Source organism: Chthoniobacterales bacterium, assembly GCA_018883245.1.
Classification (GTDB): Bacteria; Verrucomicrobiota; Verrucomicrobiia; order Chthoniobacterales; family JACTMZ01; genus JACTMZ01.
The window spans coordinates 20,065-42,590 of record VEQL01000013.1 but is presented as its reverse complement, the minus strand read 5'-3'; the positions used below and the strand labels follow the sequence as shown (position 1 = coordinate 42,590).

Here is a 22,526-nt window from a genome sequence, read left to right as displayed (position 1 = left end):
TCGCCAGCGCGGGGTAAGGTTGGGCGTCGCTTGGATCGGGGCGCTGGCGAAATTTGCCCAGTGCGGGTGCCCGGGTGCTGCACCGATTTGACCGGCGTCTGAGTGGCAAAGCCGGTCATTCCGGAATCCGCGGGCACTTGGCACGGCAGTTGCTTTTCTTTTTGTCCGGCAACTTGCCCCTTGCGGCGGTTTCCCGGGCGGTAGAGCCGGGGGCTGCAGCAGCGGGACGAGCCCGGAACCACAACAACAACTATGAAACTGATGAAAAAAACAAGATGGGAGTCCATGCTGCTCGTCGCGGTCTTGTCGCTTTGCGCGGCTTCGCCGCTCCGGGCGCAGGAGACGATGTCGGCCGTCACGGAAACCGTGTCGGTCTCAACCGAAGAAGGCACTGTCACGGAGTCCGTGACCGCTGCGACCGCGGAGGCTCCTGCAGGGGCGCCCACGCTTGAACAGCGCGTCGAAGACCTCGAGGCCTACATCAACAACGTCGATCGTCCGTCGGGCGACGCGTCGAAGATCAAAGCGCCGGGTCCCGGACACAATGCGTGGCAGATGGTGTCCACGGCTTTGGTTCTGTTCATGACTTTGCCGGGATTGGCTTTGTTCTACGGGGGCCTCGTGCGCTCGAAGAACGTGCTTTCCATCCTCGCCATGTGCCTGGGCATCGCGGGCCTCGTGTCGTTCCTGTGGTGGCTTTGCGGCTACAGCCTGAGCTTCGGCGCGGGCAATGCCTTCATCGGCGACCTGAGCAACGCGATGTTCAACGGCATGTCGGCAGCGGGGGTCGGCGCCGGCTACTACTGGATTTCGGACTACGTGTGGGCGATGTTCCAGCTCACCTTCGCGATCATCACGCCCGCGCTCATTTTCGGCGCGACGGCCGAGCGCATGAAATTTTCCGCGGTGATGCTTTTCACCGCCATCTGGATGTTCGTCGTCTATTTCCCGATGGCCCACATGGTGTGGAGCACGACCGGTTTCATGTGCGGTCCGCTCAACCCGGATGCGGGCATCAAGGCGATCGACTTCGCCGGCGGAACGGTGGTGCACATGACGTCCGGATGGACCGCGCTCGTGCTCTGTCTGATCCTGGGACCGCGCATGGGTTTCGGCAAAGTGCCCATGCCTCCGCACTCGATGGTGCTGGTGATGATCGGCACCGGGATGCTTTACGTGGGATGGTTCGGCTTCAACGCGGGATCCGCGCTGGGCGCCGACGCGATCGCCGCGAATGCGTTCACCACGACGATGCTGTGCGCCGCGGTGGCGGGCTTCGTGTGGGCCGTGCTCGAGTGGGTTTTGCGCGGCAAACCGAGTGTGCTCGGCTTTTGCTCGGGCATCGTCGCGGGGTTGGTGGTCATCACCCCGGCGGCCGGATTCGTCACTCCGACCAGCGCGATCATCATGGCCTTCGCGGCGGGAATCATTCCGTTTTTCGCCGTCGTTTATCTCAAAAAGTGGCTCGGCTATGACGACGCACTCGACACCTTCGGCATCCACGGGGTAGGGGGAACGATCGGCGCGATCCTCACCGGCATCTTCGCCGATCCCGCGGTCAACGCGGTGGTCGAGCCCCTCAAGGACGGGCTGATCGGCGAGCAACTCAAGGCCGTGCTGCTCACGGTCGGCGTGTCCGTCGTTGCAGCCGCGGTGATCGCCTTCATCGTCAAAGTGACGATCGGATTGCGTCCCGGCCAGGATGAGGAAAACCAAGGCCTCGACACCGTGGACCACGGCGAGGAAGGCTACTTGTTCGACTAGCAACCCGTTTGCCAAAGGAGAAATCACCAATGAAAAAAATCGAAGCAATCATCAAGCCGTTCAAACTCGAGGAAGTGAAGGACGCCTTGTCCGACCTCGGAATCGAGGGAATGACGGTCAGCGAGGTCAAAGGATTCGGCCGCCAGAAGGGCCATACGGAAATCTACCGCGGCAGCGAATACACGGTCGATTTCCTGCCCAAGATCAAGATCGAGGTTGTCGTTTCCGACAACCTTGTCGAGGGCGCCACATCGGCGATCGTCAAGGCGGCCAAGACCGGGAAGATCGGCGACGGCAAGGTCTTCATCTCGACGGTGGAGGAAGCGGTCCGCATCCGCACTGACGAAACCGGGGACAAAGCCGTCTGAACCGGCAGAATTGTGTCCGGTGCAAACCGGACAATTCACGGCAAACGAAGCGGCGGGGGAAGGAGGACCCCCGCCGCTTTCGGCTTTATCGTGCGGTCGATCCGGTGCACCCTACGGCGTCATGAGCAGACTCTTCCTTGTTCTTTCCGTCGCCGCGCTCTGCGGTTGTGCCACGACGAACGCGCCGCAATTGGACCAGCCGGGCTACCTCAAGGTGCTCAAGGCGAAAAAGATCGATGCCGGCACCTACGCCCGCATCAGTCACGGCCGGGTCCTCGGATACGACGACATCAAGGATCTCGCGCGCAAGGGCGTGCCGGGCAAGATGATCGTGCCCTACCTCAAAGCGACGAAGACGCCCTACGATTACTCGGACAAGGAGATCAACGGCCTGGTCGATGCCGGGGCGGACGACGTGCTGGTCAACTATCTCGGCAAGGCGAAGGGAATTTATCTGGAGGACGAGGGGGACATCCCGCGTCATCCTTATTACAGCGATCCCTATTACATGGGCGCGGCGCCCTTCGGGTTCGAGTGGCCGTCCGCTTGGACCGGCGATTTTATCGGACTCTACTGAGTTCGTAACGCCGCGAGGTCCGGATCGTTGTGCAGCGCGTCCAGGATCGAAGGGTAAAGCGGGTGCCAACCGGATGACCGGAGCTTTGCGTTGCTGACGCGTTTTCCGGTGGCCGGAGCAAGATGCGCGTTCCGGACGGGTTGATCCGTGCGAATGTCCTCGGCCAAGTCATCGCGGCGCGCGGGATGATCATCGACGGCATTGTAGATGCCGTGGAGACGTGACCGGCCCGCATGGCAGAGAGCGCGGGCGGCGTCGTCGCGGTGGATCATATTGATGAAAGCCTCCGGGCTGCCGAAGGGGGAAGTCCCGCGCTCCAAAGCCGATTCGATGAAGCGCGTGCGGCCCGGACCGTAAATGCCGCCGAGCCGCACCACGGCGCCGCCGGCAGCAAGCGCGATCCGCTCCGCTTCAAGCAGGACATCGGCCGTCGGTGTGCCTCCGCATGCCGATTCCTCGGTGACCGTCGAGCCGTCGTTTTGCGTGTAAACCGAAGTGCTGCCGGTGAAGACGCAGAATTTGGGGTGCAGCGATGCCAGCAGGTTTCGCAGAGTCGCGACGTAAGTGACGCGGTAGGCCGCGGCATCGCGTCCGGCTTTGCCGCTCAGGCAATGGATGAGAATGTCCGGTTGTCCGCAGCGCGAAAGCGCTGCTTCGAGCATCGCGGGGTCGGCGGCATCGGCCACCAGGATCTCGTAAGGTTTTCCCGACAATCTCTGCCGGGACCCGGGGGAGGAGACGAGGGCGGTGACGGCGGCTCCTTCACGGCAAAAAAATTCCGCGCATCTTTCGCCGGTATAACCGCAACCTGCGATAAAGATGCGCGGATGTTGATTCAACAGAAGTGGCTTTAGGAAAGGCTGAAGCGGAACTTCATCTTGGCGCGCTTGGCGTTGGATTTCGCTTTGCGGCGGGACTTTTGCGTGGGGGTCTCAAAAGCGCGCAGACGACGCACTTCTTCCATGATCCCCTCGGAGTCCAACTTCGCTTTCAAGCGTTTGATGGCGCGGTCGATGGGTTCTCCTTTTCGAACGATAACTTCGGGCATTATTTGCTCACATCCTTTCTATGCATGCTCGGATACCCGAAAAGCGTAGGGGTGAGCTTGGAAGGACGTCAAATAATTCTTTTATTTGTTGGAGGAAAACAACTTATGACTATTTTTGCCTCCAAAAATCCCCTCCCCAGGCCCAAATCAACCTCCGGCTACCGCACGGCGGCCAGGCATTCCGTGAGGAAGGGCAGGAGCTGTTTTTTGCGCGAGACGACTCCCTCGAGAAACCAGACACGGTCCGACTGTTCCGGATAGTGGATGGTGCGCAAGTAGTCCGCGTCCCCCTCCACCAGAAGATAAGAATTCTGCTTGTTGATGTCCGTGACGAGCAGCGCGGCAAAAAGCAGTCTGCGTTCAGCCATCCTTTCGCGCAGGGCGGACTGCAGTTGCTCGCGCCGCTGTTCGAAGTGCAGGAAGGTCACCTCCTCGATCTGCGAAACGCTGAAGCGCACGCCGCGCTCCTCGTATTCCTTGCAATCGGCGGTGACAACCTGTTCCGGCGTGAGTGTTTGCAGCGGTGAGCCGACGGAGAAAATTTGCCCGGCCAGCTCCGAAGCCGGGATCCCGGCGAATTCCGAAAGTTCCCGCAGGTAGCGACGGTCGAGGTCGGTCGCGGTGGGCGAAGTCCCGTTGAGGGTGTCGGCAATGATCCCGGCCATGAGCAGTCCGGCAACGGCGCGCTCGGGGTCGATGCCGTTGCGGCGGTGCAGATCGGCCACCAGCGTGCAGGTCGATCCGACCGGCTGGTTGATGAAAAGGATCGGCGCTTCGGTAGGCATGTTGCCCAGACGGTGGTGGTCGAGGATTTCGACGATCGGCACCTCGCTCGCCCCGGGCACCGCTTGGGAGAGTTCATTGTGATCGACGAGGACCAGCTGGCGGGCAGGGGACTTGAGGAAGTCGCTTTTGGACAGGATGCCTTCCAGCCGCCCTTCCGCGTCGATGACGGGAAAAATGAATTTGTTGGAGAGGGCCACGGAGCGCCGGGCGAGCGAGAGGGCCATGTCCGCGTCGAACTTTTCCGCCACCGGCTCCATCACATGGCGCGCCACCACCGCACCGCGGGCGAGAATGACGCTGGTTGCCGTGTCCAGTTGCGAAGAGATGATGCAGCAGTCGCGGCGCCGCGCTTCCTCCAGCAAGGGCTCCGGGATTTCGCATCCGCCGGTGACCACGAGGGCGCGGACCCCGCCGCGGATCGCCTCGAGTTGCACGTTTTCGCGATCACCAACGAAGAGCACCGTGCGCGGGCGGTCCATGTTCACCATGCGCTCGACGAAAGTGCCGATGCTCATGGCCGCCACGATGAGGGCGTATTCTTCCTCGTTCTCCGGCAGTGCGCCGGTCTGCGGGACGCCGTCGAAAGTTTTGGCGATGTTGGCCAGCGAGGCCGTGACCTTGCGGGCTTGCGAAGCGGACTCCGGCGCGGGCAAGACGCGCTCGAGAAGTTTGTTTTCGCTGACCACGCCGCGGAAGCGCCTTTCGTCATCGACCACCGGCAGCGCGCGCAGGCGCAACGAAGACATCTTCTCCAGGGATTCGGCCACCGGGCGGTCGGGATGCGCGGCCACATATTCGGCGATCATCACGTCGCGCACCCGCGGCGTGACGTCGGGAACAAAGTCGGGCTGCGGGACACCGAATTTTTCCAGGACGAAAGTGATGCGCTCGTTCAGGGCGCCCGCACGCGCGGCACGGACCCCGGCGCTGCCGAGACGCGTCTTGAGCGAAGCGTAAGCGATCGCCGAGCACACCGAGTCCATGTCGGGGTTGCGGTGTCCGATGACAATGGTGTCCATATTCTATTGGCGGCGGGTTGGGCGCTCTGACTGCATTTCTGCTCGCGCAAGCGCGCCAGTCTAACAGACACTCGCCGTTCGTAAACGCCTCTTGCGCGGAAGTCCCTGCCGGCTTCCGTGCGAGAACCGGAATCCCGCCCCATGCAGACCGCCCTCATCATCGACGCCATCGTGGTCGCTGTTTATTTTGCGGTGATCGTCGGCATCGGCCTGCGCGCGGGGCGCGGCAGCAACAGCCTTCAGGAGTTCACTCTCGGCGGACACCGCATCCCGTGGTGGGCGGTGTTGGCTTCGATCATCGCGGCGGAGACGAGTGCGGCGACGTTCCTCGGCGCGCCGGCCGAGGGATTCAAGACGCGCAGCTTCGCCTACGCGCAGCTGGCCATCGGCACGGTGATCGCCCGCTTCATCATTGCCTACATTTTCATCGGTCCCTACTACCGCAACAACGTCCAGAGCATTTACGAGTTCCTCGACCGCCGTTTCGGGGCCTCCACCCGCAACATGGCCAGCGGGATCTTCCTCGTCACCCGCGTGCTCGGCATCGGCGTGAGGCTCTACCTCGGCGGTGTCATCATCGTGGTCATATGGAGGTATCTTTTTCCCGGCGCGCCCGTGACGCTGGCGACATATTTCTGGGGGATTCTTTTCACCACGTTGGTGACGACGCTTTACACCGCGGTGGGTGGCATCAAAGCGGTGGTGTGGACGGACCTCATCCAAGCCTGCCTGATGATCGGCGCGATCTTTTTCGCCATCGGCGCGATCTTCTTTTCGATTCCCGGCGGATGGCAGACGGTGTCGCAGAGCCTCGCTGCCAATCCCGGGGCGGGGATGTTCCAGACGGGATGGGATTCCTCGAAGCCTTTCCTCGATGCGCTCAAAGGCATGCTCGAGACGCCTTACACGATTTTCGCCGCGATCATCGGTTCGACCGTATTCACCATGGCGACGCACGGCACGGACCAGGACATGGTGCAGCGTTTGCTTACGGCGGAGAACACGGCCAAGGCCAAGCGGTCCCTCATCGTCAGCGGTTTCGCCGACATCCCTATCGTGCTCGGTTTTCTCGCCATCGGCCTGCTGTTGGCGGTGCATTACGAGATCTCTCCCGACCCGTCATTGCCCGCGCAGCACAACGAGGTGTTTGCCTATTACATCGTCAACGAAATGCCGGTGGTGGTGCGCGGTCTCATTGTCGCCGGCGTGTTTGCCACCATGATGGGTTCGACTTCGGCTGCGCTCAACGCGTTGGCCACCTCGTTCGTGAAAGATTTTTATGTGCCTTACCTTGGCGGGGCCGGGGCATCCGACCGCCGTTCCGTGGCGGTGGCGCGCATTTCCACGGCGGTGTTCGGCGCGCTGATGGTCGGTGTTGCCACGGCGGCCGCCTACGCGGTTTTGCAGACAAACATCACGATCATTCCCCTGGCCCTCGGCATCCTCGGCTACAGCTACGGCAGTCTGCTCGGCGTGTTCCTCCTCGGAATGCTGACCCGCACGCGCGGTTGCGACCGCGCCAACGTGGTGGCGATGCTCGCGGGGATCGCCGCGGTGCTTGTGCTCGGTCGGGTGAAGGTGCCTGCGGTGGATCTCGGCGCTTTGCTGCGCGGGGAACTCATCCCGCAGGAATGGTCCTTCGGCGCCTTTCTCCCCGCATGGTGGCCGGCGGTTGCGTGGCCTTACTACGTGCTGATCGGCACGATTTTCACGGTTGCCATCGCCGCATTGTTCCGAAGCGGCGAGCGCATTGATCTGGACGGCCCCCAAGCCTGAAATTCCGGTTCGGCAGGATACCGAGACCTTCAGAGAATCCCCAATCCCTTCAGGACCGAAAGCATGATGGCAGCTGCCATCACCGAGCCGACCTGGCCGCCGGTGTTGGCGGCCATGGCGTGCATGAGGAGAAAGTTGTGTTTGTTCCAGCGCTGGCCTTCGGTCTGCACAAGGCGCGCGGCCATCGGGTAGGCGGAGATGCCCGCCGCCCCGACCAGCGGATTGACCTTGCCTCCGGACAGCCAGCACCAGAGTTTGCCCAGCCCGATCCCGCCGATGGTGTCCATCACGATCGCGACGAAACCGAGGGCGAAAACCATGAGCGTTTCCTTGGTGAGAAATTGCGGTCCGGCCATGGTTCCTCCGATGGCCAGGCCGAGGAAAAGCGTGGCAACGTTGGTGATTTCGTTTTCCGCCGCGCCGGTGAGTCGCGTCACGACGCCGCTCACCTTCATGAAATTTCCCAGCATGATCATTCCCATGAGTGGAAGGCCCTTGGGGGCGACGATGCCCGTGAGAACAACAACAACGATGGGGAACGCGATGAGAGCGGCCCGGGAGACTTGGCCTTTCGGGCTTGCCATCTTGATCTCGCGCTCGCGGCGCGTGGTGAGCAAGCGCATGATCGGCGGCTGGATGATCGGGACCAAGGCCATGTAAGAATAGGCCGCCACGGCGAGGGCGCCGACCATCGCCGTGGGGATCTGGCCTTTCTCCGCAAAAAGGTTGGAGACGTAGATCACCGTCGGTCCGTCGCAGGCTCCGATCGCCGCGACGGAAACCGCTTCCGCTTTGGAGAATCCGAGCCCCAGCGCAAGGAGGAGAGTGAGGAAAATCCCGATTTGCCCCGCTGCACCGAATAGCAGAAGGCGCGGGCTCGACAGCAAGGGCGAAAAGTCGGTCATCGATCCGATTCCGACGAAAATCAGCAGCGGGAACAGTTCGTTGGCGATGCCGAAGTCGTAGATCGTCTTGAGCACGCCGCCCGCGTCCATCACTTCGCTGAGGGGAAGGTTGACGAGCAGGCACCCGAAGGCGATGGGCAAAAGGAGCAAAGGCTCCACGCCCTTGCGTATCGCGAGCCAGAACATCACAAGCGCCACGGCGATCATGACGAGATTGCTTTCGCCGTTCGCCAGCAAATGGCGGAAGCCCTCGCCGAGGGCGGAGAAGCCTCCGATGACGCCTTCGATCATGGCCGCGGTTGCGGTTGCCCGGGTCGATCCGGTTCCTCTTTCACCGGGAATACCAGAGTGAGAAGGCGCAGAATTCCGGCCATCACGCCGAGGGTGAGCAGCGTGCCGCCCATGCCGACCACGAGCATGGTGAGGCCGAAAAGCATGGTGTCGCTCACGGCTTGGCCTCCCCGTTGGTGCGCGTGTGCCAGACCGAAAGCACGATCGAAAGCGCAAGGACGGTCACGATGAACATGAGCGAGAAGAAGGTGTTGTGCTTGAACCAATGCTCCGCCGGCGGCCAAGCGCTGGCGATCATTTTCGCGCCTATGAAGAACAGGATGAAGCTCACGCCGTGCTGGAGAAACTTGAACATTCCCATCACCCCGCGGAGCGCGAAGAAAAGTGAGTTGAGGCCCAGCACGGCGAAGATGTTCGAGGTGATGACGACGAACGGGTCCTGGCTGATACCCATGATGGCCGGGATCGAATCGACGGCAAAAAGGATGTCCGTGCTGCCGATGACGAGAAAGACGAGGAAGAGCGGGGTGATGAACCAGCGTCCGTCGGCTTTGATCACCAGTCGCCGGCTGTCGTCCGGAACGTGGCGCATGGGCAGCAGTTTCGAGGCAAGCTTGTAGAGGATGTTGCCCTCCGGGTTGACCTGCTCATCCTTGTCGGCGACGAGCATTTTCCAGGCCGTCCAGACCAGCAATGCGCCGAAGATGTAGAGCAGCCAGTGGAATTTCTCGATCAGCGCCAGACCGAAGACGATGAAAAGGATGCGCAGGAGAATGGACAGGTAAATGCCGACCTTGATGAGCTTCGGTTGTGCCGCCGCCGGAACCGCCATCAGGGAAAAAATGAGGATAAACACGAAAAGGTTGTCCACCGAAAGAGAGTATTCGGTGAGGTAGCCGGCGATAAACAGCGTGGAAAGCGTGCCTCCGTTGGGATGCAGAAGATAAATCGCGAATCCGAAGCCCATCGCGAGGGCAACCCAGATGCCCGTCCACCGCAGCGCATTGGCCACGCCGACCGGCGAATGGCTGTGCGTTATGACAAACAGATCCAAGGTGCAGACCCCGACCACCACAACGGCGAAGATCAGCCAGAGAAGGGTGACGGGATCAACCATGGCAAAATACGTCTCAGACGGAATGACCCAGCCAGGACACGGCCTCCACGCCGCCCCAGGCGAGCGCGCCGAAGAAGAGCAGGGTCGCGACGAACGCAATGCCTGCCGCAACCAGAAAGTAGCCGTCGCGCTCCGAGAAAGCGGCGGCGGTGAAGATGACGGTGAGCGCCGGCAGGGTGTTGGTGCCGGGAACCGGCAGCGGCAAAAGCAGCAGGAAGCCGCAAAAGCAGATCACCATGCCGGCGAAAAATTGCGTGGCCCGGTAGTCGAACAGGGAGGTCATCCGCGGATGCAGCAGTCTCTCGATCGTTCCCAGAACTTTTGCGCCGCCGCGCAGCGCGGCGGGGAAAAATTTCGAGGTGAGTTTGATCGAAAGGAAGCGCTTGGGCAGCCAAGGGTGCTGCCGGAAGGCGAAGCGCAAGCCGAGCAGCGCGATGGCAACCCCGAACGGCGTGGACAACCCGGGCAGCGGGATCGGTTGGCACATCGGCAGCGAGAGCAGCAACAGGAAAAGCGTGTAAACCCGGCCCTCGAGACGTTCCATCAGGGCTCCGAGCGTCAGATCATGGTGCTCCTCGGCCTCCGCCAACGCGAGCAGCTCGGCGGAAAGTCTCTTGGGCGCGGGATGTGGCGTGTCCGTTGTCATTCCGCGGCGCGATGGGTTCAGCCCCTTATGACAAGCCCGATCTCGTCCGGCAGGTTCTTCACAACCTGCTGCACCACGCTGCCGTGCAGGAGGTGGGCGAGGGCGGAGTGCCCGGAGGCGCCGAGGAACAGTTCGTCGACGCCCAAGGTGGCCGCGACATCAACGATCGCCGCGCCGGCGCTCTCGGCCACGGCGTAAACGGGAACGACGTTCACCCCGGCTTCTTCGCCCACGGTGCGCGCCGTTTTCATGATGAGCGCCGCTTCGGGATCGTCCTGCCAACGCGCCTTGGCGCCCTCGGCGGAAGCGCCGAATGCCACGGCGACCTCGCGCACGTAGAGGATGTAGAGCGCGGCGCCGCGCAGCTTTGCCGTCTCGACCGCGAATTTCAGCACCGGCGTGACGCCGCGCAGGCAGAGCAGGATTTTTCCGCCTTCGAGCGAGCCGGGCTTGAGCTTCTCCAACTCGACCGATTCGACCATGGCGGCCACCTTCTGCGGCACGGTGACAGTCGTGATGCCTTTGTGCTTCTGGCTCCACGCGCGCAAAGCGAGACCGAGGATCATCACACAGGTGACGAAGAACAGGGCATCGGGCTTGGTGTGGGCGAGGGTGAGCCAGACACAGCAGAGCAGCGCGAAAGTCGCGCCCATGACGATGCGCGACGGCCAGCCGATGGGGAGCGCACGGTTGAAGGCGGTCGAGCCGAGATCGACCGCGATGGCCCCGACCACGCCGATGGCATAGAGGCCGGCCAGCGCCTCGAGTCCAGGTGCGATCAGGAGCACGAGCACGGGCAGCACGACCGACACGGCAAGCGGGATGGTGGGGACACCGTGGCGATTGAGCCTCGTGAAACTCCGGGGCATCTCGTTGTCACCGCTCATGCGGAACATGAGGCCGATGAGTGCCGCGACCACGGTGTTCACCGCGCTGAGCAGGAGCAGGGCGAAGGCGATCCCGACAAAAAGACCGAAAATTTTCCCGCCGGCCGGCCCGAATGCCGCCGTGGCGTAATGCTCCGCGGCAAACCGCAGGATGTCGTCGCGGCGCTCGAGCATCTGGTCCTTGAGTTCGTGCGGTAGCGACAGCACGGCCCAGGCCAGCAGGGCGGTGCCGACGCTCACTTCAAGCGCGACCGGGACGATGGCTTTGGTGGCGTTCTTGACCACGCGCGGACTGTCCGGGGGCGAGCCTTTGTCCGCCTTGAGCACGCCGGTCAACGTGGCGATGGCCTCGACACCGCTCAGCGCCAGAATGACCCCCGTGAACGCCACCCAGTTCGGGTAGAAGCTCGCGTGGGGGAGTTCGAGACCGCGGAAGCTGAGATGTGGTATGGAAAGCGCGATGATGCCCACCACGGATGAGACGACGGGTATGGCCAAGACCACCGCCAGGGTCCCGCTGTGGTGCGGTCCATAGTAATTGAGTGCGCCGAACAGGATGATGACGGCGATTGCGGCGGCAGGGATCCACTCCGCGGGGACATTGAGATAGCTCAGGGCTGCCCACGTGCTCAGGGCTGCTGTCACGGTGAAGTCGGCGATCAGCATCAGCGCCCCGACCACCGCCAGGAGCCGGCCATGCGGCCGCGCGGCCGAATACACGCCTCCGCCCGCGGGAAAGCACCGGCAAATGATGATGTAATTGAGCCCGACGATCAGACTGAGCGCGCATACGGCCAGCACGATGGGCAACGAAGCGAAGCCCATGACGGCAAAGGCCAGCCCGATAACGTAGGCCTTGCTCGTGCCCCAGTCGCCGTAAAGGAGACAGGCGGCGCGGCGCCAGCCGAGGGTGCGGGGACGATGAATTTCCACGGAATACTCAGGCGGCTCCGGATCGCACGGCGGCGCGGCTCACGATTGCGGCGGCGTGTGCCGCGTTGTTTGTTGCGGAATCAACCAAGAAGCGGCGACCGAAAGACTGATCACCGTGACAATGAAGCCCAGCGACCACGTGATGGGGAATTTGCCGCCGAAGAGGTTGTTCAGCCAGGCCATTTTCAGGCCGACGAAAATCAGCACGACGCCCAGTCCGTATTTGAGGAAGCGGAATTTGTCCACGACGCCGGCGAGGAGGAAATACATGGCACGCAGCCCGAGGATGGCGAAAACGTTCGAGGTGAAGACGATGAGCGGTTCCTTGGTCACGGCGAAGATGGCCGGCACCGAATCGACGGCGAAAATGATGTCGGACAGCTCGATGAAGACCAGCGCGATGAAAAGCGGGGTGGCGTGGAGCATGCCCTCCTTGCGGATGAAAAATTTCTGGCCCTCGAGATGCGGGGTGACAGGGAGAAATTTTTTCAGCAGGCGGATGAGCGGATTTTTCGTCGGGTCGATCGGTTTTTCCGGGGCGAAGAGGATCTTGAAACCCGTGGCGATCAGGAAAATCCCGAACGTGATGACGATCCACTTGTATTGCATGAGCACGGAGCCCAACGCGATGAACACAATGCGGAAGAAAAGCGCGCCGATGATGCCGAAGAAGAGGACGCGGTGCTGGTATTTGGCCGGGATGGCGAAAAAGGTGAAGACGACGACAAAGACGAAGATGTTGTCCACCGCGAGGGACTTTTCGATGATGTAGCCGGTCAGATATTCCAGGCCGCTTTGCCACGCGGCGGCGGATGGATCGAATCCCGGCAGCGCCAGCAGTCGCGGGTCCTGCGGGAATTTCCACGCCGCGTAGCTGTAAAAGCCCCACCCGAAGAGGAGGGCCAGCACCACCCAGACGATGCTCCAAGCCAACGCCTCGCGAAACCCGACTTCATGCGCCTCGCGGTGAAAAACGCCCAGATCCAGAGCGAGCACAACCAACACGAATGCCGTGAAGGCCACATAGAACCACCAGTATTCCGCGAAAGGAAACAACATGCAGTGGGCATATCAGACCTGCCCATGCTGTCAACGACAGTCACGGTGCAGGCCGGCCTCAGTCGAGCACCACTTGGAGTCCGTCGCGGATGGCTTCGATGACTTCCTCCGGGTCGGAGGCCTGTTTGAGGCGGTCGGTGACGTATTCGCTGTCCACGAGGCCGACAATGTCGGCGAGGAAACGCGGCTGGATGCGGGCGACGCTTTGCGGGGTGATGAGGAGGAAGACCATGTGGATGCGTTCGTTGCTTCCGGGAACGGGAATGCCCTCCTCGGAGCGGGCGAAGATCAGGACCGGCGCATCGATGGAGTCCAACCGGCAGTGCGGGATGGCCAAGCCGTGCCCGAGGTAGGTGGTCATGGCCGCTTCGCGCTGCAAAACCTGGGTGATGATTTTGCGCCCGTCGGCCGGGAGTTGGTCGAGCGGCACAGCCGTCACGATCTTCTCGATCGCTTCTTCGAGGTTGGGCGCCTGGACATCGAGCACGATGCGCCCCGGTGTGACGGCGTCGGCCAGCGAAATGGTTTTTCCGGTGCGGTCGGTGTCGGACTCGTCGCTGATCTTTCCCACCAATTCCTCGAGGACGTCCTCGAGCGTGATGATGCCGGTCCACGCGCCGTCGGCGCCGGTGACAAAAGCCATGTGCTGGTTGCCGCGCTGGAATTTGGACAGTGCGTCATCGAGTGGCATGTCCTCGGGCAATTCCAGCGCCGGGCGCACGAACTCGCGCAGTTCGGAGGAGCGCAGCTCCGGCCAGCCATGGCGCAGGGCGAGATCTTTGAGCAGAATAACCCCCAGTGGTTTGCTGTGTTCTTTTGCCAGCAGGGGGTAGCGTGAGTAGCGGGACTCGTGGATCGCGGCGAGGTTGTAGGACCACGGCCAGTCCAGGCGCAGGTGTCTGACCCCGCTGCATCGCCGCATCGAATCGCGCACTGTGATCTCGGCCATGTCGACCACGTTCTCGATGAGCAGCAGGCGCCGGAACGGCATGAGGCCGAGTTTCTCGGGACGTTCGAAGTGCATCTTGAGCTCTTCTTCGCGGGGCAGTAGCAGCGAAACGATGATGCAGACGAGCAGTATGACGAGGATGAGGATGAGCGACGCTGCCACCGGGACTTCGTAGTAGTCGCTGACCAGCATCTTCACGCCGAGGATCAGGATGATCGACGCGAAGCCGTAATGCAGGGCGTGGAACATGCGCATCACGCCGGAAACGGCGAAATAGAGCGATCGCAAGCCCAGCATGGCGAAGATGTTCGAGGTGAAAACAATGAACGGGTCGCGGCTGATGGCGAAAATGGCCGGGATGGAATCGACGGCGAAGACGATGTCCGAAGACTCGATGGCCAGCAGAGCGACGAAGAGCGGTGTGGCGGCCAGGGCGCCCCAGCGCCTTGTGAAAAATCGTCCCTCGTCGTATTCCTTGCTCACCGGAAACCAGCTGCGGAAAAGGCGGATCACCCAGTTTTTCTCCGGGTCGGTCTCCGTGTCTTTGTTCCGCATCATGCTGATGCCGGTAAACACGAGGAGCGCGCCGAACACATACATCAGCCAGTGGAAGCGCTCGAGCAGCGCGAGTCCGCCGAGGATGAAGGCGGCGCGCAGGACGATCGCCCCGAAAATCCCCAAAAAGAGGATCTTGTGCTGGAAGACCGCCGGAACCCGGAAGTAATTGAAGATGAGAACGAAAACGAAAACGTTGTCGATGCTCAGCGATTTTTCGACGAGGAAGCCGGTGAAAAATTCCAAGCCCGCATCGGTGCCGCGCTCGTGGAAGAGGAAAATTCCCGCGTTGAAGAGCAGGGCCAATCCCGTCCAGAAACCGTAGAGGATGAAAGCCTCACGCGTGTCGATGACATGGGGCTTGCGGTGGGCGGTAATGAAATCCAAGGCGAGCATCAGCAGCACGAAGAGGAAAAATCCGCCCCAAAGCATGAGATTGGTATCCATACGTCGTTTCCCCCGGGATCAAATGACCCCGTGGTAATGGAGGTTCTTGCCGTGGGTTTCCTCGAGTCTGACGAGACCGTTGGCGATGCCGGCCATTTGACAGTTGAGGGGCGGCATGCCCCAATCGACGAACTGCTGCCCCCCACAGCCCAGGTCCCGCAAGCTGGGGATGCAGACAACCCGCCACGCGGGTCTGGATGAATTCATGGGAAGGGGAAGTCCTTATCCGGCTGCGGGCGCGGAATCAATCCCGCGCCTGCCCCCGCGGCAGTTGCTGCAGGAGCTTCTTCAGATCCGGTTCAAGACGCTGCAGGATTTCGGTGGCAGATTCCTGGGTGCCCCCGGCGTCCTCGGGCTTGGTCGCGAGTTCCTGCATGGTCGAGACGATGATGCCGATGAACAGGTTCAGCACGGTGAAGGTGGCGACGATGATGAACGGAATGAAAAAAAGCGGCGCCCACGGATAGACGGCCATGATTTCGCGCGCCATATCCGCCCAACCCTCGAGTGTGAGGATTTGGAACAGCGAAAAGAGACTGCCGCCGAGTGTTCCGAACCATTGCGGAAATTTTTCGCCGAAGAGATTCACCGCCAGCACGGCCGAGGTGTATAGGAACACGCACATCAGCAGCAGGACGCCGCCGAGTCCGGGGATGGCGTGCAAAAACGCGGCCACCACTTTGCGCAGCGACGGGATGACGGTGAGCAGGCGCATGACCCGCAGCACCCGCAGCGAGCGCAGCACGGCCCACGGACCTGCGCCCGGCACGAGGGCCACCGCGACAACGGCGAAGTCAAAGATATTCCACCCGCTGCGCCAGAACGCCCGGCGGTAGGCCATCAAGCGTGCGCCGATCTCGAGACAGAAAACAACGAGACACAGCTTGTCGATGGCCACGAGCCAGGGCCCGAACGAAGCCACTGCGCCTTTGCTCGTCTCGAGGCCGAGCACGACGGCATTGACCAGGATGACCGCGACGATGAAGTGCTCGAAGCGCGGCGTTTCTAGGAACTCCGCCCAGCGCAGCCGCCACGGCGCCACGTCGGGGGTGGCGCGCAAACGCTCGAGGTCCGCCTTGCTCACGGTTGTTTTTCCGTTATCCGCCTGTGGACCACCGAGGCGATGACCGACAGTGCGAGGATGCCGGCCACGACGCCGAGCGAAATCGAAGTGTCGATCTTCCAAGCGGTGTGGGCGAGAGACATCTTGATACCGACGAAGACAAGGATCACGCCGAGGCCGTATTTCAGGAAGTGGAAGTAGGGCAGCAGGCCGGAAAGCGCGAAGTAAAGCGCGCGCAACCCGAGGATGGCGAAGACGTTCGACGTGTAGACGATGAACGTGTCCTGCGTGATGGCGAAGATGGCCGGGATGGAATCGACGGCGAAAACGACGTCGGTCACCTCGATGCAAAGCAGCACCGCGAAGAGCGGTGTGGCGGCGCGCACGCCGTTCTGGCGGACGAAAAATTTCTGTCCGTGGAACTCCTTGGTCACCGGCATGAATCGCCGCAGCAAGCGCAGGGCGATGTTCTTCTCCGGATCGATGGCCTCGTGGTCGCCCAGGGCCATCTTGATGCCGGTGAAAATCAGCAACGCGGCGAAGACATAGATGATCCAGCTGAAATTGCTGATCAGCGCCGCGCCGGCGAAGATCATGGCCGCGCGCATGATGAGCGCGCCGAAAATCCCCCAGAAGAGGACGCGGTGCTGATACTGCGGCGGGATGCCGAAGTAGGTGAAGAGCACCGCGAAGACGAAGACGTTGTCGACGGAAAGCGATTTCTCGATGAGATACCCGGTGAGGAATTCGGTGCCTTTCTGCGGGCCGAGCTGGAAGTAAACCCAGACGTTGAAGGCCAGTGCCATTGCGATCCAGACGGCCGACCAACCGAGGGCCTCTTTAATGGCGACGACGTGGGCTTTGCGGTGGAAAACTCCGAGGTCGAGGGCCAACATGGCGATGACGAAGGCGTTGAAGGCCACCCACCACATCAAGGGTATTTCATTCATGGATTTATCAGGTGCGGTTTTGCGGAACGGGTGGCGGATGCCGCCCGGAAGCGATGGCCGGTCCTCAGACGTTCGCTGGCGAGGTGGGGGACTTTATCGCCGCGAGAACTCCGGGCAAGTCCAGACCCTTGGCCTTGTCTTGGATTTGGGGAAGATAAGTCTCATACAGGCCGCGCGCGCGGTCGGAGACCGAATCGAACAACGTCTTCATTTGCTCCTTTGTCATTTTCCGTCCGCTCCCGTAATAAGCCTGCGCCACATGACCGAGCGCATAGGTCGAAGCGAACGCGAACGCTGAACTCGCAGCTTGGCCCGTCACTTTGCCGGCCATGCTTTTCTTGCCGAGCAGGCCCTTGAGCAGACGCCGCGCATAACCTTCCAGCACCTGCGAGGTGAGGCCGAGTCCCGCCGCCGCGGCAAGTTCTTTGATGCGTGCGGCATCGAGTTCGACGCCGTGCGCGCGGCCGATGCGGTAAACCATCTTCATTTGCATCGGAATCACGGCCATGGTGGCCAGGCTCTGCGGCAACAATTCGAGCGCGCCGTTGAGGATGGCATAGTTGAGGATCATGCGCTCGGTGTCGGCCGGAGATGTTTGGTCCGTCAGCGTGTTTTCCTTGGCGAGCGCGGCCGGGGCTGGATTCATGATTTCCTCGGTGACGAGGATCGCGTCGCCGGCCAGTCCTAGTTTTTCGCGCAACTCCGCGAGAAACGTCCGCTCTTCCGGTGCCAGATTTTTGTCGACCCCGCAGACGACTGCCCCCATTTCGTAGGCTTGCGCGGCGGCGGGTTGTCCGGCCAGGGGCGCGCACAATGTGTCGAGGGTGACGCGCTTGAACAGCACGTCCTGCAGTATGGCCGAGTTTTCCTTGTCGTCGCCGCCGAGCAGGGCGGCCATGCGCTGCATCTGGTCGCGCTCCTCATCCCCGTGGTTGCCGTCGGCAAAGGCTGCCATCAGGCAGATGCCGAGCATGCCCTGGCGCTGTGCTTGGTCGGGCGACGGATTCACGATGTCGGGACGCGAAGCACGGGATTCCGTTGCATGACGCGGGTGACGATCCATTCGTCATCGGCCAGGCCGAGGCCCGGGACGGAATCGGGGATTATGTCGATCCCTTTCAGCACATAGCGCAACGCGGCGCCCGCCTCGGCGAGGTGCGGCGGCAGCGGATCCGTCGCGTCGGTGACTTCCGGACTGGCCAACAGCGCACCGAGAGTGGCGACGCCCTCGGCCAAATCCGGGTGTCCGCCCGCGGCGGCAGCCTTTTTCTTTTGGTCCAACGCCCCGACGAAGCGTCGCAGACCGCGCAGTTCGTCGGCTGTGGTGTCACGGCTTTGCTTGATGATGAATTCGTCGGTCGAGACGGCGGGTTCGGGAGTTTTCATGGTTTTTAAATCTTTTCTGCGGTTATTCCCGGCGTCCGGCCAGCAGCGGCAGGAGGTGCCAGAGGAAATAGGCCAGGGATGTTATGAACGCCGCCACATAGGTGAGCGCCGCCGCGTTGAGCACACGATCGACGCCCTCGGATTCCGAGACCGTGGCGATGGCTCCGCTGGAACGCAGCGCCAGGCGGGCGCGACGGGAGGCGTCGAACTCGACGGGGAGAGTGACGAGGTTGAAGAACATGATGATTCCCCAACCGCCCGCCATGAGCATGATGGCCGTGGTCGGCGAAATGACGCTGGTGAAGAGCCCGAGCAGCGGCAGCCACATGACGATCTGGCTCGCGAATTGCGTGGCGCCCACCGCGGCCATGCGAAGGTGCAGGGGACCGTAAGCGCGCGCATGCTGAATGGCGTGCCCGGCCTCGTGCGCGGAGACGGCAACCGCGGCCACGGAGTTGCCGTGGAAGTTCTCCTCGCTCAGAACGAGGCGGCGGTGCAGGGGATCGTAGTGGTCGGTCAATTCGCCCTGTTGCGGGACGACCTCCACATTCACGACACCCTCGTTTTCGAGGATGCGACGCGCCGTCTCGGCTCCCGTGAGGCCCGACAAAGCGGGCTGTGCCGAGTAGCGGCGGTAGGTGCGTTTGACCCGGGCCGATGCCCAGAGTGACAGGAGCATTGTTCCGGCGAAGAGAAGCAGTGCGGTGGTTGTCATGCCGCCGAATCTAACCGTCCGGCGAAGTTTGCATATTACGAAGAAAAACACATATCATGAGGAAAAACCGCATGAATCTCCAGATCAACTACCACCACCTGCGCTACTTTCTCGCTGTCGCCGCCGAGGGCGGGATCAAGGCGGCGTCGCAGGTCCTGCACGTATCCCCGCCGACGCTGAGTGCGCAGGTGAGGGAGTTGGAGGGGTTTCTCGGGCTGCCGCTCTTCCTGCGCGAGGGTAAACGCCTTGTGCCCACCGAAGCGGGCCGGGTGGTGCGGCGCTATGCCGAGCGCATCTTCAACCTCGGCGATGAAATGGTCGAAGTGGTCCGTCGTGGAAGCCCGGAGGGGCCTCAGACGTTCTTCGTGGGGATCGTCGATGCAGTGCCGAAGTTTCTTGCGTCCGCCATCCTCGTGCGTGCCTGGCAGGAGTTGCCCGGTCTTCGCGTCGTGGTGCGCGAGGGGCTTTCGAGCGAATTATTCCCCGCACTCGCCGCGCACCAACTGGATCTGGTCATCGGCAACGAACCTCCGCCGGCCGCGCTGAAGACGGCGGTGTTCAGCCGCCGGGCGGGCCGCTTCGGCGTTTCCTTTGCCGCCTCGCCGGCGCTCGCACGGAGATTCAAACGCAGCCGCGGGCTGGACGGTTTTCCCGTGCTCGTGCCGACAAGCGAGTCGCCGCTGCGGAGGGATCTCGACCGCTGGTGGCGGGACAACGGGATCCGGCCGGACATCCGCGGAGAGTTCGACGACGCGGCTGCCATGGGCGAGATGGCCGCCGGGGGCGCGGGTGCTGCGCCTTTGCCCGATCCCGTGCTGCGCGAAATCGCCAAACGCTACGGTCTTGTGCGGTTGCCGGTGAAAACGGGCATCGACGAGGAAGTCCACGTGGTTACGGCCGAGCGGCAGTTCTCGCACGAGGCACTCCGGGTCATCGCCCGGTTGTCGGCCGAGGTCGTCAGCTCGTTCAGGAAGCCGACTGCGCCACGTCGCCAAGGACCTCGCGCTTGATGCTCCGTCCGGTCCATTTCGACCACCAGAGGACGATCGGGGCAGCGACGAAAATGGACGAATAGGTGCCGACAAGGATGCCGATGAGGATGGCGAGGGCGAAGTCGCTGAGCACGGGGCCGCCGAGGAAAAAGAGCGCACCGGTGGCCAGCAGGGTCGTGCCGCCGGTCAGAATGGTGCGCCCGAGCGTTTCGTTGATGCAGGTGTTCATCACCGACGCCACGGAGCCGCGCATTCCGCCCCGCAGGCCCTCGCGCACGCGGTCGAACACGACGATCGTGTCGTTGATGGAATAGCCGGCGATGGTCAGGACGGCGCCGACCATGACGAGCGAGATTTCGCGCCCGAGCATGGAAAACACGCCGACGGTGATGATGACGTCGTGCAGCAACGCGACGATGGCGCCCAGTGCGAAGGCGAACTCGAAGCGCACCGTGACGTAGATCAGGATTCCAACGAGTCCGAGCGCGAGGGCGAAGAGCGAGCGTCCGGCAAGTTCCCGGCCCACGCGCGGACCGACCGTGTCGCTTTGTTCGACGGTCCATCCGGCGTCGGGAAAATCTTTCTGCAGGCCGGCGACGATGGCGCCCGCGCTGTTCACGCGGCTCTGGATGGTGACGAGTTCGCGGCCTTCCTCGACCGAACTCTGGATGGTGCTGTCGGTGAAGCCGGCGGTTTCCACGCTGCGCCGGACGTTGGCGAGGGGCACAACTTTCTGTGCCGCGAGAACCACGAGGTCGCCGCCGGTGAAATCGACACCGAAGTTCTTTTCCCCGCGCCAGGCGAAGAAGCCGACCGATCCGAGGATGAGGATCAGCGAGACGGCGAGGGCCATGTGGCGTTTGCCGATGAAGTCGATGCTGCGCGACGGGATCCAGTTGAGCATGCGCAGTTTCTTGAGCCCCAGATTCTCGAGCATGTAGCTGAAGCAGGTGCGGGTGAAGAGCAGCGCCGAGAACATCGAAGCCACGATGCCGAGGGTGAGCGCGATGGCGAATCCTTTCACCGGTCCGGTCGCCTGCCAGAAAAGGATGGCCGAGGTGATGAGGGTGGTGAGGTTCGAGTCGAAAATGGCGGAGAAGGCTTTGTCATAAGCCGAATTGAGCGCGGCGGCGAGGGACTTGCCGGCGGCCATCTCCTCGCGCAGGCGCTCGAAGATGAGCACGTTGGCGTCGATGGCCATGCCGATGGTGAGGATGATGCCCGCGATGCCGGGAAGGGTCAGGACGAAGTTGAACATGCACATCGCCCCGAAGAGCATCACCATGTTGACCGAGAGTGCGAGGCAAGCGACCAGACCGGCCAGACGGTAATAAAGCAGGACGAAAACCAGGGTGAGCGCGAGGCCCAGCAAACCAGCGCCGATGCCGCTCTTGATCGAGTCCGCGCCGAGCGATGCGGAGACGCTGCGAGTTTCCTCGATCTCCACGGGGGTGCGGAGCGGGTTTTCCAGAACACTGGCGAGGTTGCGCGCCTCCTTGTCGTCGAAACGCCCGGTGATGACCGCTTGTCCGCCGTAGATCGGCTGGCGGATATTCGGCGCGCTTTGCACGTCGCCGTCGAGCATGATGGCAAGTCGCTGGCCGACGTTGGCCGTGGTGAGGTCACCGAACATTTTCGCCCCCTCGCTGTCGAGGGTCATGGCCACGCCGTAGCCCTGGACGTCGTAGAACGGGTTCGCCGCCGTGACGCGGTCGCCGGTGAGGTCGGGGCGCTGTTTGACCAAAAGACGCAGCGTCTGTTCCTTGCCCTCGATGGTGTCCTTGTATTCCTTGAGCACGTAGCCGGGGGGCAGGACGCCGGTGCCGGCATCGACCTGTGCAAGGACCGCCTCGCTCTGTGGATGGACGAGGGCGAACTCGAGTTTCGCCACGCGCTGGAGCTGCTCTTTGGTCTGCGCGAGTTGCTTCGTGTCGAGACCCGGGATCTGGACGAGGATGCGGTCGCGACCCTGCGCGGCGATGACGGGTTCGCTCACGCCGAACTGGTCCACGCGTTTGCGGATGACCTCGATGGCTTGGTCGAGGGTTGCCGGGGTGACCTGCTCGCCCTCCTGCCCGACGAGCCTCAGCAGGAACGACGTGCCGCCCTGCAGGTCGAGGCCGAGGCGGATTTTTTTCTCCGGCGGAATGATGGCCTCGATGCACAGCGCCACGAGAAGAATGGTGAGGACAAGGCCGATGTGGCGCTTGCGCGCGCTCAGATCGGTGAGGAAATACCAGATGAACAAGGCCAGGATCAGCAGGCCGGCGAAGAAAATCAGGGTCGGGCTCAT

21 protein-coding genes are annotated in these 22,526 nt (G+C 62.3%); 5 read left to right on the top strand and 16 right to left on the bottom strand.

All coding sequences use genetic code 11. The annotated features are described in order from the left end of the window. Window positions 1-345 precede the first annotated feature (345 nt). From FGM15_06420 to FGM15_06410, 3 genes are all read left to right on the top strand, one after another. Window positions 346-1,764, top strand: coding sequence for an ammonium transporter (locus FGM15_06420; protein ID MBU3665498.1), 1,419 nt, complete (start codon window positions 346-348; stop codon window positions 1,762-1,764). A 29-nt stretch (window positions 1,765-1,793) separates the two neighbouring features. Further along, a complete protein-coding gene (locus FGM15_06415; GenBank protein ID MBU3665497.1) occupies window positions 1,794-2,132 on the top strand; it encodes a P-II family nitrogen regulator in 339 nt (112 codons plus the stop codon). 121 nt (window positions 2,133-2,253) lie between these two features. Then, window positions 2,254-2,709 (top strand): hypothetical protein, encoded by a 456-nt coding sequence (locus FGM15_06410; GenBank protein MBU3665496.1) that lies wholly within the window; start codon window positions 2,254-2,256, stop codon window positions 2,707-2,709. On the opposite strand, the gene FGM15_06405 is transcribed toward FGM15_06410, so the two are convergent. The 3 genes from FGM15_06405 to FGM15_06395 form a co-directional block, all read right to left on the bottom strand. Next, the gene (locus FGM15_06405; protein ID MBU3665495.1) at window positions 2,703-3,608 is read right to left on the bottom strand and encodes an NAD-dependent epimerase/dehydratase family protein; all 906 of its coding nucleotides are present in this window, start codon (window positions 3,606-3,608) and stop codon (window positions 2,703-2,705) included. The two genes, FGM15_06410 and FGM15_06405, sit on opposite strands and share 7 nt — an antisense overlap. Then, a complete protein-coding gene (gene rpsU, locus FGM15_06400) occupies window positions 3,560-3,757 on the bottom strand; it encodes a 30S ribosomal protein S21 (protein MBU3665494.1) in 198 nt (65 codons plus the stop codon). Before rpsU ends, FGM15_06405 begins: the two co-directional genes overlap by 49 nt. Window positions 3,758-3,915: 158 nt before the next feature. Further along, the gene (locus tag FGM15_06395) at window positions 3,916-5,562 is read right to left on the bottom strand and encodes a putative manganese-dependent inorganic diphosphatase (protein ID MBU3665493.1); all 1,647 of its coding nucleotides are present in this window, start codon (window positions 5,560-5,562) and stop codon (window positions 3,916-3,918) included. A gap of 141 nt (window positions 5,563-5,703) precedes the next feature. Between FGM15_06395 and FGM15_06390 the strand changes: the two genes are divergently transcribed. Then, window positions 5,704-7,338 carry a sodium:proline symporter gene (locus FGM15_06390; protein MBU3665492.1) on the top strand — a complete coding sequence of 545 codons (1,635 nt, stop codon included), beginning with the start codon at window positions 5,704-5,706 and terminating at the stop codon, window positions 7,336-7,338. Window positions 7,339-7,367: 29 nt separating this feature from the next. Here FGM15_06390 and FGM15_06385 read toward each other — a convergent pair whose 3' ends face one another. From FGM15_06385 to FGM15_06330, 12 genes are all read right to left on the bottom strand, one after another. Next, window positions 7,368-8,534, bottom strand: coding sequence for a sodium ion-translocating decarboxylase subunit beta (locus FGM15_06385; protein ID MBU3665491.1), 1,167 nt, complete (start codon window positions 8,532-8,534; stop codon window positions 7,368-7,370). Window positions 8,535-8,688: 154 nt separating this feature from the next. Then, on the bottom strand, window positions 8,689-9,651 hold the full coding sequence (locus tag FGM15_06380; protein MBU3665490.1) for a TerC/Alx family metal homeostasis membrane protein: 963 nt from the start codon (window positions 9,649-9,651) through the stop codon (window positions 8,689-8,691). A 13-nt stretch (window positions 9,652-9,664) separates the two neighbouring features. Then, window positions 9,665-10,297 (bottom strand): exopolysaccharide biosynthesis protein, encoded by a 633-nt coding sequence (locus FGM15_06375; protein ID MBU3665489.1) that lies wholly within the window; start codon window positions 10,295-10,297, stop codon window positions 9,665-9,667. 17 nt (window positions 10,298-10,314) lie between these two features. After that, window positions 10,315-12,117, bottom strand: a complete 1,803-nt coding sequence (locus FGM15_06370) for an amino acid permease (GenBank protein MBU3665488.1) — start codon at window positions 12,115-12,117, stop codon at window positions 10,315-10,317. Window positions 12,118-12,156: 39 nt separating this feature from the next. Next, window positions 12,157-13,176, bottom strand: coding sequence for a TerC family protein (locus FGM15_06365; protein MBU3665487.1), 1,020 nt, complete (start codon window positions 13,174-13,176; stop codon window positions 12,157-12,159). Window positions 13,177-13,234: 58 nt separating this feature from the next. Then, window positions 13,235-15,127, bottom strand: coding sequence for a TerC/Alx family metal homeostasis membrane protein (locus FGM15_06360; protein ID MBU3665486.1), 1,893 nt, complete (start codon window positions 15,125-15,127; stop codon window positions 13,235-13,237). An 18-nt stretch (window positions 15,128-15,145) separates the two neighbouring features. After that, entirely contained in the window at window positions 15,146-15,334 is a 189-nt protein-coding gene (locus FGM15_06355) for a hypothetical protein (GenBank protein ID MBU3665485.1), read from the bottom strand. A 37-nt stretch (window positions 15,335-15,371) separates the two neighbouring features. Next, entirely contained in the window at window positions 15,372-16,154 is a 783-nt protein-coding gene (locus tag FGM15_06350; protein ID MBU3665484.1) for an ion transporter, read from the bottom strand. A 53-nt stretch (window positions 16,155-16,207) separates the two neighbouring features. Then, entirely contained in the window at window positions 16,208-17,140 is a 933-nt protein-coding gene (locus FGM15_06345; protein MBU3665483.1) for a TerC family protein, read from the bottom strand. A 64-nt stretch (window positions 17,141-17,204) separates the two neighbouring features. Further along, window positions 17,205-18,203, bottom strand: coding sequence for a DUF533 domain-containing protein (locus FGM15_06340; GenBank protein ID MBU3665482.1), 999 nt, complete (start codon window positions 18,201-18,203; stop codon window positions 17,205-17,207). Further along, on the bottom strand, window positions 18,146-18,526 hold the full coding sequence (locus FGM15_06335) for a DUF1232 domain-containing protein (protein ID MBU3665481.1): 381 nt from the start codon (window positions 18,524-18,526) through the stop codon (window positions 18,146-18,148). The genes FGM15_06340 and FGM15_06335 overlap by 58 nt, the downstream gene beginning before the upstream one ends. 22 nt (window positions 18,527-18,548) lie before the next feature. Further along, complete coding sequence (locus tag FGM15_06330) at window positions 18,549-19,241, bottom strand: zinc metallopeptidase (GenBank protein ID MBU3665480.1); 693 nt, start codon at window positions 19,239-19,241, stop codon at window positions 18,549-18,551. 56 nt (window positions 19,242-19,297) lie between these two features. Here FGM15_06330 and FGM15_06325 point away from each other — a divergent pair, with 56 nt between their 5' ends. After that, the gene (locus tag FGM15_06325; protein ID MBU3665479.1) at window positions 19,298-20,251 is read left to right on the top strand and encodes a LysR family transcriptional regulator; all 954 of its coding nucleotides are present in this window, start codon (window positions 19,298-19,300) and stop codon (window positions 20,249-20,251) included. Here FGM15_06325 and secD read toward each other — a convergent pair. Beyond that, the gene (gene secD / locus FGM15_06320) at window positions 20,208-22,526 is read right to left on the bottom strand and encodes a protein translocase subunit SecD (GenBank protein MBU3665478.1); all 2,319 of its coding nucleotides are present in this window, start codon (window positions 22,524-22,526) and stop codon (window positions 20,208-20,210) included. The two genes, FGM15_06325 and secD, sit on opposite strands and share 44 nt — an antisense overlap.